Origin of the sequence: Bartonella sp. OD88NMGDW, from assembly GCF_042193775.1 — a bacterium.
Lineage (GTDB): Bacteria > Pseudomonadota > Alphaproteobacteria > Rhizobiales > Rhizobiaceae > Bartonella > Bartonella grahamii.
On the sequence record NZ_JBHIMA010000003.1, the window covers coordinates 105,630 to 123,299 of the forward strand.

General features: G+C 40.3%; 13 protein-coding genes. 12 read left to right on the forward strand and 1 reads right to left on the reverse strand.

The window, feature by feature from the left end; genetic code table 11:
- Positions 1-1,537 precede the first annotated feature (1,537 nt).
- The 8 genes from ruvC (at position 1,538) to tolB (ending at position 10,380) form a co-directional block, all read left to right on the forward strand.
- The gene (ruvC, locus tag ACFIJR_RS03420; RefSeq protein ID WP_375626550.1) at positions 1,538-2,053 is read left to right on the forward strand and encodes a crossover junction endodeoxyribonuclease RuvC; all 516 of its coding nucleotides are present in this window, start codon (positions 1,538-1,540) and stop codon (positions 2,051-2,053) included.
- The gene (gene ruvA / locus ACFIJR_RS03425) at positions 2,050-2,664 is read left to right on the forward strand and encodes a Holliday junction branch migration protein RuvA (RefSeq protein ID WP_375626548.1); all 615 of its coding nucleotides are present in this window, start codon (positions 2,050-2,052) and stop codon (positions 2,662-2,664) included. Before ruvC ends, ruvA begins: the two co-directional genes overlap by 4 nt.
- A gap of 13 nt (positions 2,665-2,677) precedes the next feature.
- Positions 2,678-3,772: a Holliday junction branch migration DNA helicase RuvB gene (gene ruvB, locus ACFIJR_RS03430; protein WP_375613207.1), complete on the forward strand. Its 1,095-nt coding sequence runs from the start codon at positions 2,678-2,680 to the stop codon at positions 3,770-3,772.
- Between the two features lie 212 nt (positions 3,773-3,984).
- A complete protein-coding gene (gene ybgC / locus ACFIJR_RS03435; RefSeq protein WP_375635534.1) occupies positions 3,985-4,425 on the forward strand; it encodes a tol-pal system-associated acyl-CoA thioesterase in 441 nt (146 codons plus the stop codon).
- A gap of 1,749 nt (positions 4,426-6,174) precedes the next feature.
- On the forward strand, positions 6,175-6,888 hold the full coding sequence (tolQ, locus tag ACFIJR_RS03440; RefSeq protein WP_375606538.1) for a protein TolQ: 714 nt from the start codon (positions 6,175-6,177) through the stop codon (positions 6,886-6,888).
- A 15-nt stretch (positions 6,889-6,903) separates the two neighbouring features.
- A complete protein-coding gene (tolR, locus tag ACFIJR_RS03445) occupies positions 6,904-7,356 on the forward strand; it encodes a protein TolR (protein WP_375625263.1) in 453 nt (150 codons plus the stop codon).
- A 107-nt stretch (positions 7,357-7,463) separates the two neighbouring features.
- A complete protein-coding gene (locus ACFIJR_RS03450; RefSeq protein ID WP_375653603.1) occupies positions 7,464-9,011 on the forward strand; it encodes a cell envelope biogenesis protein TolA in 1,548 nt (515 codons plus the stop codon).
- A gap of 43 nt (positions 9,012-9,054) precedes the next feature.
- Positions 9,055-10,380, forward strand: coding sequence for a Tol-Pal system beta propeller repeat protein TolB (tolB, locus tag ACFIJR_RS03455; protein WP_375648419.1), 1,326 nt, complete (start codon positions 9,055-9,057; stop codon positions 10,378-10,380).
- Between the two features lie 1,092 nt (positions 10,381-11,472).
- Here tolB and ACFIJR_RS03460 read toward each other — a convergent pair.
- A complete protein-coding gene (locus ACFIJR_RS03460; RefSeq protein ID WP_005774608.1) occupies positions 11,473-12,219 on the reverse strand; it encodes a YebC/PmpR family DNA-binding transcriptional regulator in 747 nt (248 codons plus the stop codon).
- A 367-nt stretch (positions 12,220-12,586) separates the two neighbouring features.
- Between ACFIJR_RS03460 and ACFIJR_RS03465 the strand changes: the two genes are divergently transcribed.
- From ACFIJR_RS03465 to tilS, 4 genes are all read left to right on the forward strand, one after another.
- Entirely contained in the window at positions 12,587-13,282 is a 696-nt protein-coding gene (locus ACFIJR_RS03465) for a DUF1013 domain-containing protein (protein ID WP_375625266.1), read from the forward strand.
- A 201-nt stretch (positions 13,283-13,483) separates the two neighbouring features.
- A complete protein-coding gene (gene pal / locus ACFIJR_RS03470; protein ID WP_375626541.1) occupies positions 13,484-14,005 on the forward strand; it encodes a peptidoglycan-associated lipoprotein Pal in 522 nt (173 codons plus the stop codon).
- A gap of 52 nt (positions 14,006-14,057) precedes the next feature.
- On the forward strand, positions 14,058-16,004 hold the full coding sequence (locus tag ACFIJR_RS03475) for a tol-pal system protein (RefSeq protein WP_375653605.1): 1,947 nt from the start codon (positions 14,058-14,060) through the stop codon (positions 16,002-16,004).
- A gap of 18 nt (positions 16,005-16,022) precedes the next feature.
- Entirely contained in the window at positions 16,023-17,570 is a 1,548-nt protein-coding gene (gene tilS, locus ACFIJR_RS03480) for a tRNA lysidine(34) synthetase TilS (protein ID WP_375653606.1), read from the forward strand.
- Positions 17,571-17,670: the final 100 nt, after the last annotated feature.

A 17,670-nucleotide genomic window follows, 5' to 3' on the forward strand; every position in this document is an offset into this window, starting at 1 on the left:
TCACTTCATACACCGACATTGGAACTTGAAACCCCTCATTGGCATGAATTGCCAGAAGTTTTTCGCCAATTTGTTTCTCATTCATTGCTTTTAAGAGCGTGCATTTTTTCGTTTAGAGATGCGGCTGTAGTTTAAGCACTCTGGTAAATAAGGGGCGGTTGTAGTTTAAGAAATGATAATTTAGTGGGAAAACAAATCGAATGACTGAAAACAGCTTTTGAGTGTTCTGAGAAGAATAGCTCCTTGCTTCTTTCTTGCGATATTTAGAGCAATCTACCCATTTTTTACAACCGAAATTTCACAACTAAAACTAATCTAGAGTGCTTTTTTCTGCCTAATTTCTATTTGAGCGTAGGAAATATCTTGAGCTTATAGCTGAGAGGGGGGTAGAGGGAGGGGGTGTATAGGTATTGATTTCGAATATGGCATGGAATGTGGGGTATGGTTGGTCTTGTAAAATCGGCTTCGGTTGATTGCAGCTGGGACACTTTCTGTTGATATATCGTGTGATTTTGTTTTGGCTATGATAATGATCAGGCGCTAGATAGAGCTGGGGCTTGTACATCAATTTATTTATGCTCTATAATTTATGCCTATAAAGTTGCTGTAAAGCGTGTGTTAATGAGGATGATACACATTGTGTTAGTTTTTGGGCTTCTCTTGTTTTGAATGGAAGTTATTTTCCTTCTCGTAAAATAAAACATCCAAAATAAAGTGCTCTATAATGAATGCCTCGGGGGTTCTCTGTGTCCCATGCATAATGTCCCTCTCTATGCAATGTCATTGTGGTGTAATGGGCATATTCAAAAACACCTCTCAGTTCTTGCTTACATCCATTGAGCCTCCTCATCTTTACGCTTGCAACGGAGCAAGCCGGCACGATCATCATATTTGCCAGTTCCCAATGTTGTGATAAGCCCTTGGCATTAGAGATGGTTCATGAGAGGCATTTTTAGTTCTTTCTTGTACAGTTTTACTCCATAGGGAAATCCCACGTTTCATATGTGAGCGAATGGTTTTGATTGCTTCAATATAAAGAGGTTTGTAATGAGAAAATCTTAGGATATTCGGGATTCTTATTCAACATACAAAATAATGAATTATCTTTATAAATCAATTTGTTGAATTACTGTGGTAGCAACATGTTATAATGTAAAAAGTTTCCGTAAAGTGTATACTATCTATTGCATAGTCTCTTTACACTTAATGAATGTACAATCCAGCACTCTCTATTTGCTCGCTTGCGATGTTTAACTGTTATGGCATTGGACATGATAAAGAAAGAGAATTTTTATGTTTTATAAGGTGTTTGATAGGGTGCTTGCTTGTGATGTGTGAATGGTTTTGATTGATTTCAGTTATGCTTCATAAAGTATGTTTCATAAAGATGCTGTTCGTTGCGTGTTATAATTGGGGGGCATGATCATCTTTTTACTGGTTTTGTCTTGTGCTGTTGTTTTCTTTGTGGTCTTGTCTTTATTCACATCTTTATTCACATCTTTATTCACAGGGGGGAAAAGTGTATAGACTGTAGTTTATGGCAGAGACGATTCGTATTATAGGCATTGATCCCGGATTGCGGCGTACAGGGTGGGGGGTTATCGATGTTGCGGGTAATCGTCTTCAGTTTATTGCAGCAGGGACCGTTTCTTCTGATGTAAAGTGTGAGCTGGCTTCCAGACTATGTCAGATCCACAAAGGTCTTTCAGAGGTTGTGCATCAATTTATGCCCCATGAAGCCGCTGTAGAACATGTGTTTGTCAACAAAGATGCTACAGCAACTTTAAAACTTGGGCAAGCGCGTGCAATTGCATTGCTGGTTCCTGCGCAAGCCAATCTTCCTGTTTTTGAATATGCGCCCAACAAAGTGAAAAAATCGGTTATTGGTGTTGGACACGGTGCTAAAGAACAAATTCATATGATGGTCAAAGTTCTCCTCCCACGGGCTGAATTTGATAGCAGTGATGCGGCTGATGCTCTTGCTCTTGCTCTTTGTCATAGTATGCACCGTAAGAGTATTGACCGATCTTATCAGGCAAGGATGGCGGTATGATTGGTAAATTAAAGGGCACCCTTGAACATATCTTTGATGATCATATCCTTCTTGATGTTCACGGTGTGGGTTATGTTGTTTTTGTGTCAAATCGGCTCCGTCCTTCTTTACCCTCTGTTGGGGAGGCGTTAAGCCTTTTTATTGAAACGCATGTTCGGGAAGACGCAATCCGCCTTTTTGGCTTTGCTACAAGAGCTGAACAGGAGTGGTTTTGTCTTCTACAAAATGTTCCTGGAGTAGGGGCGAAGGTTGCTTTGGCAATCTTGGGTACTTTATCACCAGATGAACTCGCACAGGCTATTGCCTTAAACGATGTTGCGATGATTAGTCGAGCGCCGGGCGTTGGTAAAAAAGTCAGTGAAAGAATTGTGGGTGAGTTGAAAAGTAAAACACTCCCCTTTGAACAAGCGCTCAAGACTGTTTCGGTTCCTCAGCGTGAGATGACCAATCAACCTGCGCATGATGCGCTTTCTGCGTTAATGAAGCTAGGGTTTGAGCGGGAGCATGCATCCCGTGCTCTTGCTCTTGCGATGAACGCTCTTGAGGGGGAAACTGTTTCTTCTGCTCTGCTGATCCGCCATAGTCTCAAATTGCTTTCTTCTCCTACTTAAAATCAAGGTAACAATGCATAAAGATGAAGATAAACGCCTTCTGGGTTCCGCACCCCTTCCTAACGATCCAGATCGTTCCTTAAGACCACAAGTTCTCGATGATTTTATTGGTCAAGAAGCGGCACGGGCTAATTTAAAAATATTTATTGAAGCAGCAAAAACGCGGCAAGAAGCGCTGGATCATGTTTTGTTTGTAGGACCACCGGGACTGGGAAAAACAACGCTGTCACAGATTATGGCAAAAGAATTAGGCGTTAATTTTCGCTCTACTTCAGGACCGGTCATCGCTAAAGCAGGAGATTTAGCCGCTCTCTTGACCAATCTCGAAGAACGTGATGTCTTGTTTATTGATGAAATTCATCGCTTAAATCCGGCGATTGAGGAAATTCTTTATCCAGCCATGGAAGATTATCAACTTGATTTGATCATTGGGGAGGGGCCGGCCGCACGCTCGGTGAAAATTGATCTGGCTAAATTTACTTTGGTAGCGGCAACTACACGTTTGGGGCTTTTGACCACACCGCTGAGAGACCGTTTTGGCATCCCAATTCGTCTCAATTTTTATACTATAGAAGAATTGGAATATATTGTGCAGCGTAATGCACGGCTTTTTGCCGTCAAGATCAGTGATGATGGTGCTCATGAAATTGCACGCCGAGCACGGGGGACTCCTCGTATTGCTGGGCGGCTTTTACGGCGCGTTTGTGATTTTGCTTTGGTTAAACAGGCAAAACAAATTGACCAAAAAATCGCTGATGAAGCGCTTTCGCGCCTTGAGGTCGATCATCTTGGGCTTGATCCGCTTGATCGCCGCTACTTGCTCCTGATTGCGGAAACTTTTTTAGGGGGACCGGTGGGGATTGAAACAATTGCTGCTGCTTTATCAGAACCACGCGATGCCATTGAAGATATTGTTGAACCGTATTTGCTCCAACAAGGTTTTATTCAAAGAACCGCTCGTGGACGCATTCTAACTGAAAAGGCTTGGAGCCATTTAGGGCTTTCTGCTCCTGCCTCTACAACGTCTATACAAAGGCGTTCTCAACTTTCTGATGCTCAAGACAATTCATCACTTCAGACGTCTTTATGGGATGGGGAAGATGACTAAGACATTCTCTTTAATTAAAAGAAACTATGTGAATATTTTATAGTAAGGTCATAAAATACAAGAGACGTGCTTCTTTTAGCATATTCTGACCAAAAAGGTCTTGCACGATTAAGGGGGCTTTTGCTTTTCACAACTTCAACACAAAAATGTGTTCAATCTTTTGATTGATAAACAATTTGCTATATTAGATGATTTTATGGGACATGAAGCCAATGACAGAAATAACTCCTTTTAAGAGCAATCATACAAATGCTTTTCATAATTTTCAGGTCCGCGTTTATGTTGCGGATACAGATTTTTCCGGTGTGGTTTATCATGCGCGTTATCTTGAGTTTTTTGAACGAGGACGTTCAGAGTTTTTACGGGATACCGGTTTTAATAATAAGATGTTAGCAGCAGGGGTTGAGGGGGAAAAACTGTTTTTTGTTGTGCGTCATATGGAAATTAATTTTTCAAGACCAGCTAAAATTGATAATCTTTTAGTTGTTAAAACACGTGTTACTCATATCCAAGGGGCACGCTTTTTTATGGAGCAATCTATTTTGCATGAGGCGACCACGTTGGTAACAGCCAAAGTTGAAATTGCTCTGATTAATGAGGAGGCAAAACCGCGACGTTTACCCAAAGAACTTTTTGCAAAAATGCTTGGTTAAAAGTGTTATTCATTGAACGAGCAGCTTTAGGAGAGATCAGGGGATATAAAGTAATCTACAATCTAAGATCATACATTTATCATAGCCTAAATGTTTTCCAACAAGGTCACGCGATACATCAAAAGAAAGCGCCTCTACTACAGTAGCTACAATAAATTGAAGATGATATCCCACAAAATTAAACACGCCTCATCTATGTTATGATTCAAAATCAATGTCTCATCATCTATTTTCTGCTATAAACTCAAGATATTTTCTTTCTTTTGAAGAAAGGTTCGTTGGCATAGGAAAACAGCAGAAAAGGACAAAACAAAAAAAGAAATAAAAAATGGATTAAGATTTATTTTTATAAAAATGCACATACCCAGCAAAATATTGCAATGTTGCAATAAAGTGATAATAAGCTATTAGGTCAAAAATTTTCTCAAAACACCCAAAGAGTATTTTAAGCAATTTGATTTGTTTTTTACTGGATTGTCATTTGGCATCACAAGAGCGCATGTCCTATCCATTTTCATCCATAATACATGGCTTTATCTGTGCTTCTAAACGCAGTGAATGAGTGAGAGGTCAATGTATACAAAGCAGAAATGCATTTTTGATTTAAAGTTTTAAAAGCATATTATTTTATATGATAGATCGACTCAGAAAGGTAAATTATCACTTCTCACGGGCACAAATTCCAATAGAGTAATGAGAGTAAAATACTTTCATTTCAAATCTGTACATGTTGAAACAATTGAAATCATTTGCTTACATATCATAAGATGAGCAATATAAATCATTGAAAAATTGTAAAAATATTTTTTATAGATCATTCTCAATGCAATAACGATCAAATATCGCAAGTGAGAAAAGAGAACGAAGAAGCCTGTTTTCATGAAGTAAAGATGTGAAAAGGCTTTTTTCATGTTACAGAAGCTTTTACGTTATACCATGCCATGGTGTCAGAGAGATGATGGGCATTGAAAGGGATTAATTTACAATACAATGAGACTATATGAGACTTACAATAGATTATTATATGGGACTTATCTTAGGGGTGCATGGGTGAGGCACATTGTTGTGAGGCATTTTATGGTGGTTTATTGTCGTTTTTTTGTGTTCGAGGGTGTCCCCGTATTAAATTTGATGCAAAATGAGAGAAAAAATAGTCTGAGGTAAAGCGTAATCTTTCATGATTATAACATATTTATTTATAATGATAATTTATTGCGTTGTCATTTTCAGATAACTCTGAAACTTGTAAGATTTTTTCTTTTCAAGCTCTATTGCTGCCAATTAATAAAAAACATTTTCTTACATGTCACAAGCGGGCTTGGTGAGTGGGGACAAAAACACTTAAGATAAGGAATAAAAATGCCTCTTATGAATGTTTTCAAGTGCTAAGACTTATCACTGCATTTTAAGCTTAAAACGTGTATGAGGGTTTAGCTTTCTTTTCATGAGCGTAAAGATGGTGGTGCATAATAGATTTGATATCACGCATTTTTATATCTTTTATTTTTATAGCATTTATGGGGAAGGCTTTATCGTTATATTTTTCATAAATGCTGTTGTGAAATGAGGGGTGTGTGTGTTGAGGGATGTCTCTCGTCATCACTTTTTAAGGAAATTTAAAAAACAAGTCTTGTTTTAGCGCATGGATTTATGTGAGACTAAAGTTTTTTACTTAAATTTAGAAACTATAAAATAATCTGTTTTATAGAATTTTAAAAAATACACCTTTTATTTAGAGGGACAAAAATTATGCCGCATGGTGAACTAACGAATCCGGAAACAATTGGAATGTTGCATTTGTTTATGCAAGCGAGTTGGATCGTGAAAGGTGTTATGATCGGGTTGCTGCTCGCTTCCATTTGGAGTTGGGCAATTATTTTTGATAAAATTTTTACGTATCGGAGAATACGGCGTGAAATAAAGCAGTTTGAACGTACATTTTGGTCAGGCAAAGCGCTAGAAGATCTTTATGCATCATGTAAAAGTCAACGCACCAATAGTATATCCGCAGTTTTTATGGCGGCAATGGTTGAATGGAAAAAATCTCTTGAAAAAGGGACCCATACATCGAAAAGTTTGCAGAGCAGAATTGATAAGGCTATGGATTTGACGCTGGGGCGTGAAAGTGAAAAAATAGAATCAAAATTAAGTTTTCTTGCGACATTGGGATCTGCGGGACCCTTTATCGGACTTTTTGGAACAGTTATTGGTATTATGGAGTCTTTTCTTTCTATTTCAGCTTCTCAAAATACATCACTTGCCATTGTCGCGCCAGGGATTGCAGAAGCGCTTTTAGCAACCGCTATTGGTTTGTTTGCAGCAATTCCAGCCGTTATTGCTTATAACAAGTTGACTCATGAAAGTGCGCGCATCATTGCACAAATAGAAAATTTTGCCGATGAATTTTCAACAATTGTATCGCGGCGTATTGATGAAACACGCACAGCACCTTCCTCTTTATAAAAAGGAGCTTATCCCATGGGAATTTCTGTTGCTTCTTCTTCTCGGAAAAATAAACGTAGGCGCCATCATTCACGAAGCCAACTGATGAGTGAGATCAATGTCACTCCTTTTGTGGATGTCATGCTGGTCTTGTTGATTATCTTTATGGTCTCTGCTCCCCTTTTAGTGAACGGTGTTCCTCTAGATTTGCCTCGTAGTCAAGCAGGTCCCGTACGAGCTCAAAAAACGCCTCTTACGGTTTCACTTGACGCGCAAGGGCGTTTTGCCATTAATCAAGATTATTATGAAACGTCACAAGCACTGATTGCACACCTTAAAACTCTTCTGGAAGAAGATGCTACACAAAAAGATCAACGGGTTTTTGTGCGGGTTGCTAAAACTGTTGAATATCAACAAGTATTAAAACTGCTGGCAGATATTCAAAAAGCGGGGTTTTCTCAAGTTGCGTTAGCAAGTCTAGCACAATAAATAATAAGTGATAAAATTTCGCATACCCTGTTGTTTTTAAAATGTTTTTAAGAGAGCATAGAGTGATTAAAAATGAAAAAATATAAGTCATAAATAAGGCATAAAGAATGAACAAAGACTCCTATCATAGCATGAAACGAGGCTTGGCTTTATCCCTTGTGGTCCATGTCATTTTTCTCAGTTGGGGAGCCGTTCAGTTTACAAGCTCTGTCTCTTTACCACAACCATTGGAAGCAATTCCTATCACTCTTGCTCCTTTAGTGGACGAGTTGTCCTCTCAACAAGGATCCGTGAAGGCTCCCATCCGTGCAATTCCTGCCGTTAAACCAACTATGCAACCACAAGAGAAAGAAGATGCACGCCATATTGGAGAGGGACAAATAGATAGTCTAGCACCTTTTCAACCAAAGGAAAAACTGCGTTCTGTTGAAACAGCATCGCTACCACCAAGCAAGAACACGTCAGAAACATTTGCACCCGAACTTACAAAACCAGAATTATTAGAAGCAAAAACAGAGGATACCCCTAAGGTTGCGCCTGAGATGCCTTTGAGCACACCGGAGGATACTCCTAAGGTTGCGCCTGAGATGCCTTTGAGCACACCGGAGGATACTCCCAAGGTTGCACCTGAGATGCCTTTGAGCACACCGGAGGATACTCCTAAGGTTGCGCCTGAGATGCCTTTGAGCACACCGGAGGATACTCCCAAGGTTGCACCTGAGATGCCTTTGAGCACACCGGAGGATACTCCCAAGGTTGCACCTGAGATGCCTTTGAGCACGCCGGAAGATACTCCTAAGGTTGCGCCTGAGATGCCTTTGAGCACACCGGAAGATACTCCCAAGGTTGCACCTGAGATGCCTTTGAGCACACCACCGGAGGATACTCCCAAGGTTGCACCTGAGATGCCTTTGGAGGCACCACCGGAGGATACTCCCAAGGTTGCGCCTGAGATGCCTTTGAAGGCTCCGGAAGATGTGCTCAAGCCTGCGCACAAAAATGAAGAGATGATATCGCCAAAAGAATTGGCTCCAATGGTACAGAAGGTACCAGCAGAGCAGATTGTTCATCAAGCACCCAAAATTACACTTCCAGAAAAATCTCTTCTTCCACAGTTTAAACCAAAATTTGACGAAGAATTTCCAAGGAAGAAAGGGGCTGCATTGAATCAAAAGAAGCCAAAGCTTAACAAGAAAAACCAAGAGAAACAGACCATTGAAGATATTTTAGCACTGGAGGAAAATAATTTGCTCAATCGTGCGCGGTCACAAGGAGGGGGAGCAAAACGTTCTCATACACCAGAAGCTTTGGGTGCAAGAAAAAACATTGATGATACCACAAAAATGGCACAAACATTGGTCAATATTGCGGGGGGATGTATTCAACAGAAGCTTAAACTTGTGGCGCTTGGTGGCGATTTAAAAAACCGTCCCGTTGTGCGGTTGCGATTTTATTTAGATCGTGAAGGGATGGTTATGGGCGATCCTATCATTGATCCCGTAAGTGGTCTTGAGAGTCAACAAGCTATTATGATGAGGCAGGTGTATGCCGCTGTCTTTTCATGCCAACCTTATGCAGATCTCCCACGTGATCAATATGATCTATGGGGGCAAGGTTTTGACTTTAATGTTGATCCCCTCCAAGAAATAAGATGATGAATGAGAAAAAATAAATTGGCTTAACGAAAGGACACATTCCATGATGACTATAACGAGACATAAAGTTTTAGCTTGGTTTATTGTCACTTGTGGGTTGTGGCTTTCAAGTATTTCATCGGGCTATGCGCAATTGAAAGGGACTATTTCGAGCGCTGATTTTAATCCCATTCCCATTGCAATTACAGACTTTATTTCCAATGATTCGATTGGGTTGAAAATATCTGCTGTGGTGACCGCTGATCTTGAGCGGTCGGGGCTTTTTTTACCGCTTAATAAAGAAAATTTTCTTGAAAATATTTCTAATCCTAATAAACAACCGCATTTTGCGTCTTGGCAGAAAATAAAAGCGCAAGGTTTAGTTACGGGGCAAGTCATGAGAGAAATCGATGGACGTTTGAGGGTCGATTTTCGTTTATGGGATGTTTTTGGACAAAGACAATTGAAAGGACGGCGTTTTTATACCGCGACAGAACGTTGGCGGCGTGTGGCACATATGATCGCAGATGAGATCTATAGCGAGATGACAGGAGAAAGTGGTTATTTTGATACACGAATTGTTTTTATCGATGAAACAGGACCCCAAAATGCACGCATTAAACGCTTAGCAATGATGGATCAAGATGGCGCAAATTTGATTTATATGTCTGATGGAAGTGAATTGGTGCTTACACCACGGTTTTCCCCAAAAAGACAAGAAATGACCTATATGGCTTATGAGGATAATCAAGTACCTCATGTTTATCTTCAACAAATTGAAATGGGACAAAGAGAGTTGATCGGAACGTTTAATAACATGACAATTGCTCCGCGTTTTTCTTCTGATGGACAAAAGGTCATCATGAGTTTGTTACAAAATGATGGCAGTGCAAATCTTTACACCATGGATTTACGAACCCGTACGATGACGCGACTTACTACAACTTCTGCTATCGATACTTCTGCGTCTTATTCACCGGATGGAAAACACATCGTCTTTTCCTCAGATCGTAGTGGAAAGCCGCAAATCTATAAAATGAATGCGGATGGGAGTGATATTCAGCGTATTTCTTCAAACGATGGGAGTTATTCGACACCTATTTGGTCACCACGGGGTGACTATATCGCCTTTACAAAACAATTAAGCGGACAATTTTCTATTGGTGTTATGCGCCCTGATGGACAAGGAGAACGAATTTTAACCACAGGGTTTCACAATGAAGGACCAACTTGGGCACCTAATGGTCGCGTGCTGATGTTCTTTCGCAAAAATCCCGGTATGGGACCAAAAATTTATACGATTGATATTACGGGTCGCAATGAACGACAACTCCCTACACCCAATGATGCTTCGGATCCAGCATGGTCGCCTTTGCTCAATATACAGTAAAACAAAATGCTTAAAAACAGAACATAGAAGGAATATGGTCTATACAGTCTCAAGGTTACACAATCTCAGTTTACACAATCTCAATTGTTTTTGATTATTTAAAAGAAGAAATTGATTATAGTGGGCATGGGGAGTTATGTAGATTTCATCCATTATCTACGGTTGTTTATCGACAATGGAATTTCCTTGGGGGAAAATGCTTAAAAAAATTCAAAACAATACCTTGAAAAAATAGAGTCGAAAATTCTGAGGTCTCTAGATTTCAACTTTTTATTCAAAGTGTCGCTATATATTTTTGACTTCCTCTTCGATCTAGTTTGCGAAGAGTCTGGACTCTTGTCAAGGGTGTTTTTCTGCTGCTCTCTGAAGTGTTTTATTTAAGTACGCTGTTGTTTTAGGTCTGAGTATTGACTGATCGGTAATAGCAAAAGGACAGATTTTTAAGATAAATGACGTTATTTTATGAAACATACGACGCCATAAAGTTAATACTATAAAGTCAAAAATTTATCCGCAACGGATTAGAGAAATATAACGGCTTTTTGTACAATACTTTGCTAAACAATCAGCTCTGGCTTTCCATTTGCTTATTTTTATTCTGTGTTTTTGTCAAAACACTGTCATTTGAGGTGTGGCGATATAGGGCATATAAACCTCCTTGAGATATTTAAGTATTTTTTTAAGTGCGTGGCGAATATTTAGGGGAGTGTGTATTTTATGAGCAGTAAGTTTCAAGTGAATTCCATGGGTGATTCGTCATAGAAATACGTCAAGAAAATCCGAATTGTTTATAGACCGGATCATCTTCATTACTTGAGGGTGGGGAGGTTAATCTTAAAGAACAAAAAGATCAAATAGAGAGGGGCTATAGGGATAATCTTTGGGGTATGTAAGAAAGGCCTGAGACTAAAGAGTTTTTTATGTTTTATTTTTTGGTGATGTTTTCTGGAATTAATGGCGGTTTTCTTGTTGCACCAATGGTTAGTCCCCGCTATTGACGCGGGGTTTTTATATGTGCGGATAAAGAGGAGAGCTGACAGATGCTTTTGAAGCCCTCATGAATGAAGAGAGGGCTTATGCAAATGGTGGGAATTATACAGATAATTTTGCCAAAATCTCATCGCTGACATCAAAATTTGCATAAACATTTTGTACATCATCATCTTCTTCTAATGTTGAAATCAGTCGCAAAACGGACAAAGCTTTTTCTTCATCTATTGGTGCAAGGGTGGTGGCTTTCCAAATCGTTTTAATCGATTCTGCTTCACCAAGTTTTGCCTCAAGAGTTTTGGAAACTTCACCAATATCTTCAAATGCGCAGGTAATATGATGTCCGGTTTCTTCTGATTGCACATCTTCGGCACCGGCTTCAATCGCTGCATCCATGATGTTATCGGCTGTTCCTGCTTCTGGCTTATAGATTATTTCACCAATCCGATTAAACATGAAACTGACCGATCCTGTTTCTCCTAGGGCTCCTCCTGATTTTGTGAAGGCGGCGCGCACATTTGAAGCGGTCCGGTTGCGGTTATCAGTTAAAGCTTCAACAATGACGGCAACGCCGCCTGGTCCATAGCCCTCATAGCGTACTTCATCATAATTTTCGACATCGGTGCCTGAAGCTTTTTTAATCGCGCGTTCAATATTATCTTTCGGCATCGATTGTGCTTTGGCATTTTGAACAGCCAGCCTTAAACGTGGATTCATGGCTGGATCAGGAGCACCTTGTTTTGCTGCTACGGTAATTTCGCGCGCAAGCTTAGAAAATATTTTCGAGCGCATTGCATCTTGACGCCCTTTACGGTGCATAATATTTTTAAATTGTGAATGGCCTGCCATAGTTTTCCTTCCTATTTGAGGGCTTTCTTTCCAGTTGGATACTCTTTAGAATTTAAGACAATAAAATACGCATCCCACCAGAATAAATGTGCCACAGCATGAGGTGAAATAATCGAATAAACCCTTTATAAGAAAATTCATCTTAAAGGTAAAGACACCTTAGTTGAGGATCATTACAAGAGAGATCTCTTGTCGTTGGGAAAAAATAACGCTATAACAGAATGTAATCTCATGGCAAAATGGTTTATTCCATGCCTCGCTTTGTTTTAGGAGTGGTTGGAGAGACCTAACGTATAAAAAGTTCTAGTGCTCTTGAGTGGGCGGTAACCGGCCTCATAGGAAGAGGCGCAGAAGAGGATTTATAAAAATGGCAACGCAACTTTTGATGCCCAAAGCAACAGCTGTTTGGTTGGTTGATAATACAGCTCTTTCTTTTGATCAGATTGCAGAATTTTGTAAATTGCATGTCTTGGAAGTAAAAGCTATTGCTGATGGTGATGCGGCTTATGGTATTAAAGGTTTAGATCCGATTAGTTCTGGACAATTGACGCGCAGTGAAATTGCACGGGTGGAGGCTGATCAAAACGCACGCTTGAAAATTTCTCAATCTAGGGTGCATATTCCTGAAAAAAAACGAAAAGGGGCGCGCTATATCCCTCTTTCTCGACGCCAAGATCGTCCCAATGGTATCCTATGGTTGGTCACGAACCATCCGGAGTTGAAAGATGCACAAATTGCACGGTTGATTGGGACAACAAAAGCGACAATTGAACAAATCCGCCTTAGAACCCACTGGAATAGTGCAAATTTGGTTCCTCTTGATCCTGTAGGACTTGGTTTGTGTTCGCAAATCGATTTAGATTTTGAGCTCCAGCGTGCAGCGAAAAATCGTCCTGTTGCTGCAGAAGAAGATAGGTCGTTGCTTCCCGCTTCTGTGACGGAAAACGCTGACCTAGAGGAAAATGAGAGTGAAGATAATCTGCATAAGACTTTTGATGCTGATAAAGTTTTTGCAAAGCTGAACGCGCTGCAAAAAAATCGTCAAGATCAAGATGATGCATAAAAAGCCATGACGTATAAGGAAAACATTTCTTATGGAAATGTTAGAGGAATGGCTGGAGAGAGAAAATTTGGCAGAGACTCAAAAATAAAAATGATGACCAAAAAAATAGAAAAATTTCGTCTTCATTAGGAATTAACGGTTATTCTTGGAAATCTTTTTAAGAATTTACCTTTCTTTATGACACTCAAGGAGAAACGGACTATGCGCTCTACCAAAAAAAAACTCTCTCATTCTTTAGCTATCCTCTTTCTTTTCTCACTATGCCTGGGTGGGTGTGGCAAAAAAAATGTCGGTGCACTTAACGGTATGAATGGCGCTTATATGAATGATGCTGGTTTGAACCAGGTGTCACCAGGCTCAGGACAAGAATTTACGGTTAATGTGGGTGATCGCGTGTTTTTTGGTCTCGATTCTTCTTCACTTGATGCTGATGCTGAACGTATTTTAACGCGCCAAGCAGAATGGTTGCTTCATTATCCTTATTATTCTATTATGATCGAAGGTCATGCTGATGAGAGGGGAACACGTGAATATAACTTGGCACTTGGACAGCGCCGCGCTGTTGCTGTGCGAAACTATTTGGTATCTCTAGGTGTGTCTGAACAACGGATTCAAACAATTTCTTACGGAAAAGAAAGACCTGTAGCAGTATGTGATGATATTTCCTGTTGGAATCAAAATCGACGTGCAGTAACAACGTTGAGTGACATGAATAGTCATTAAAAAGAAGATTGTTTGTTTCAACTATTCAATGAGCTCTTAAGGGGAAAAAAGAATGTATCGTAAAATCAATTGGAAAACACTCTTTTATATGGCGGTTTTCATAGCTTGTTCTACTTCACTTGTTCAAAGTGCGGCACGAAAGGCTTCCGAATATCCTGCACATGATACAGATAAAGTTGATGCAGTTGATAAGGCATCTGATGCGGAGGAAAAAGCCACTGACACTGTTGATAAGGCTATTGATGCTGTGAAGACAGCACCTGAAGCAGCAGATAAAGCGGCATCTAGCGTGGAGGAAAAAGCTACTGACGCTGTTGATAAGGCTATTGATGCTGTGAAGACAGCACCTGAAGCAGCAGATAAAGCAGCATCTAGTGCGGAGGAAAAAGCTACTGACGCTGTTGATAAGGCTGTTGATGCTGTGAAGAAAGCACCTGAAGCAGCTGATAAAGCAGCGTCTAGTGCGGTGGAAAAAGCTACTGACACTGTTAATAAGGCTATCGATGCAGTGAAGAAAGCACCTGAAGCAGCTGATAAAGCAGCGTCTAGTGCGGTGGAAAAAGCTACTGACGCTGTTGATAAGGCTGTCGATGCAGTGAAGAAAGCACCTGAAGCAGCAGATAAAGCAGCGTCTAGTGCGGTGGAAAAAGCCACTGACACTGTTAATAAGGCTATTGATGCAGTGAAGACAGCACCTGAAGCAGCTGATAAAGCAGCGTCTAGCGTGGAGGAAAAAGCTACTGACGCTGTTGATAAGGCTGTTGATGCAGTGAAGAAAGCACCTGAAGCAGCTGATAAAGCAGCGTCTAGTGCGGTGGAAAAAGCCACTGACGCTGTTGATAAGGCTATCGATGCAGTGAAGAAAGCACCTGATGCAGCTGATAAAGCAGCATCTAGTGTAGTGGAAAAAGCCACTGACACTGTTAATAAGGCTATTGATGCTGTGAAGACAGCACCTGAAGCAGCAGATAAAGCAGCATCTAGCGTGGAGGAAAAAGCCACTGACGCTGTTAATAAGGCTATCGATGCAGTGAAGAAAGCACCTGATGCAGCTGATAAAGCGGCATCTAGCGTGGAGGAAAAAGCTACTGACACTGTTGATAAGGCTGTCGATGCAGTGAAGAAAGCACCTGAAGCAGCTGATAAAGCGGCGTCTAGTGTAGTGGAAAAAGCCACTGACGCTGTTGATAAGGCTATTGATGCAGTGAAGAAAGCGCCTGAAGCAGCTGATAAAGCAGCATCTAGCGCGGTGGAAAAAGCCGCTAGTGTTGTGGAGCACCAAGGGATTATTTTAGAGAATCAACAGGCTTTATTTAAAGATTATGATTTAGATAAGCTTTTGCATAAAATACGAATGGTGCTTGAGCATAACAATCTAAAAAATGTTAACAAGCAGTTTCATGGACTTTTTGATCAAAAAGCCTCTTCTGTTTATTCTTGTTCTTTTGAAAAGTCCGCTGTGGATGAAAAATCTCAGACTGTAAAAGAAGAGATGGAGCAGGACCATAGTGCAGGTGATCAGACACAGGTTGCTGCTGTGGAAGCTAAGGTGGAGAGCCATGATCATGAAAACACTAAACATTTTAAAAAAGCGCATGAAGTAAGTGCTCCAATTGAAGCATATCAGAGTGACAATCTTTCTTCTTCTAAAGCTTTGTATAAGGAAGGGTATGATTTTATTCGTTCTGCCAACTATGTTGATGCTGAAAAAAGCTTTTGCGCTTTTCAAAATCGTTACAAAAAAGATTCTTTGAGTGATGATGCTTTATTTTGGTTGGCTGAATCTTTGTTGGGACAAAAACGCTATCATGAAGCAGCGCAAGTTTATCTTACCGCATGGTATGCAGATAAAAAGAAGCTCTATACCTCTGAGATTTTGCTGAAATTAGCAAGAAGTATGGTCGCTCTTGAGCCAAATAAAGACGATTGTGCTCATTTTGTGAAAAAATCAAAACGTCAAAACACACTAGAGTCTATTTTTTGTAAACCTGCAGAATAAATAGCGAGGTCGTTTTCGGTGTGCGTTAGACTGGCAAGAAATCTCTTTAAAACATCGGATTTTATTCAATGTCAGAAGTTGATTCTTGCCGTCTCAGGGGGGAGTGATTCTTTGGCTTTGATGCTTTTGGTCAAAGAGCATTTGGAAACTCTCTCAGTTCCTCCAGAAATGATTGTTGTCACGGTTGATCATCAATTGCGTAAAGAATCGACGCGTGAAGCAGAAACTGTTGCGAAAATTTGTCGCGTTTATCACATTAAACATATCGCTGTGCGGTGGGAAGGCGAAAAACCAAAGACGCATATTGCTTCCAGTGCTCGTGTTGCACGCTATGATCTTTTGGTTAAAGAAGCACAAAAACAAGGTGCATCAGTTATTATGACGGGCCATACACTCAATGATCAGGTTGAAACCTATCAAATGCGGTATCAACGTCTCCAAAAAAATAGAGGTGCATTGCACGGTGAAGTTGGTGCCATGCGTGATGGAGTTTCTGCGGGCGGTTTTGCTGGTGCGTTGCACGGTGAAGTTGGTGCCATGCGTGATGAGGTTTATTCCAGTGGTTTTGCCGGTTCTTTGCGCGGTGAAGCCGAGGGTATACATGATGAGGATCATGCCAGAGAAACGAGAAAAAATATTGCCGAAAAAAACTATGGTCTCCTCTATGAGCGTGGTTTATCCTGTATTCCGCGTGAAGCGTTGTTGCATAGAAAAGTACGTTTGATTCGTCCACTCCTTGGTGTAAAACGCCAAACATTACGGAATTATTTACGCTTACAAGGACAAACATGGATTGATGATCCAACCAATGAAGATCGCAAATTTGAGCGTGTGCGCGTGCGTCAATCTCTTCATCCTGAAAAATTGGCTTATATTGCTCAAAAAATAAATGAAGCCGCATTGCAGCGTCGTCAACAAGCGAAAAATATCGCTGATTTGATCTTAGCGCTGGATATTACTGTTCAACATGGGCGTTGTTTCATAGCAAAGCCTGCGCTATTTTTACAGAAACATTCCAGTTTTCCTTTTGTGGTGGGGCTCTTTGCGGTGCTGATGGGAGGGGGATTTTATTTACTTCCCAATCAGAAATTAAGCATGCTTGTTCAAAAACTCTGTCTCGATTCTCCAGAAAAGAAGCGTTTTACTTATGCGGGCTCTGTTATTGAATATAACAAGCACGGAATTTCTTTGTGGCGTGAAGGGCGAAATATGAAAGAGGCTATCGTTGAGCCAGATAAAACTTTTATATGGGATGGGCGCTATCAAATCATAAATCATGGATCTGAGGCTATAAAGGTTGGAGCCGCAAATTTAGAACAGCTGAAATTTTTATTAAAAAATAGCGATTTTGAGCTTGAAAAGCCTCATTTTCCCTCTTTACAATCGCTGCTGATGATCTCAAATCACAAAGGGTATGATATTCCAGAGTTGATTTCTCAAGCAGTTGTTCATAAACATGTTATAATCAAGCGTATTATGGCACCTTTCGATTGGCTTTCTTCACGAGAAGATGCTGCCTTGGTAAATGTTGTGGAACCTTTTTTTAATATTAAGGTGAAAAGATAAAGGAAAATTACTCTAAAAGAAAATAAACAGCTTCTCATCTCTTGGCAAGGGGCTGACAAGGTTATATGTTAAGGGGAACTGTTTGAAATCTATATTTGAT

Excerpts from the sequence above, each read along its gene's own strand:
- tolQ (WP_375606538.1), top strand. The coding sequence starts at position 6,175 with ATGCCGCATGGTGAACTAACGAATCCGGAAACAATTGGAATGTTGCAT.
- tolR (WP_375625263.1), top strand. The coding sequence starts at position 6,904 with ATGGGAATTTCTGTTGCTTCTTCTTCTCGGAAAAATAAACGTAGGCGC.
- ACFIJR_RS03465 (WP_375625266.1), top strand. The coding sequence starts at position 12,587 with ATGGCAACGCAACTTTTGATGCCCAAAGCAACAGCTGTTTGGTTGGTT.
- pal (WP_375626541.1), top strand. The coding sequence starts at position 13,484 with ATGCGCTCTACCAAAAAAAAACTCTCTCATTCTTTAGCTATCCTCTTT.
- ACFIJR_RS03475 (WP_375653605.1), top strand. The coding sequence starts at position 14,058 with ATGTATCGTAAAATCAATTGGAAAACACTCTTTTATATGGCGGTTTTC.
- ACFIJR_RS03450 (WP_375653603.1), top strand. The coding sequence starts at position 7,464 with ATGAACAAAGACTCCTATCATAGCATGAAACGAGGCTTGGCTTTATCC.
- ybgC (WP_375635534.1), top strand. The coding sequence starts at position 3,985 with ATGACAGAAATAACTCCTTTTAAGAGCAATCATACAAATGCTTTTCAT.
- tolB (WP_375648419.1), top strand. The coding sequence starts at position 9,055 with ATGATGACTATAACGAGACATAAAGTTTTAGCTTGGTTTATTGTCACT.
- ruvB (WP_375613207.1), top strand. The coding sequence starts at position 2,678 with ATGCATAAAGATGAAGATAAACGCCTTCTGGGTTCCGCACCCCTTCCT.
- ruvA (WP_375626548.1), top strand. The coding sequence starts at position 2,050 with ATGATTGGTAAATTAAAGGGCACCCTTGAACATATCTTTGATGATCAT.
- ruvC (WP_375626550.1), top strand. The coding sequence starts at position 1,538 with ATGGCAGAGACGATTCGTATTATAGGCATTGATCCCGGATTGCGGCGT.
- ACFIJR_RS03460 (WP_005774608.1), bottom strand. The coding sequence starts at position 12,219 with ATGGCAGGCCATTCACAATTTAAAAATATTATGCACCGTAAAGGGCGT.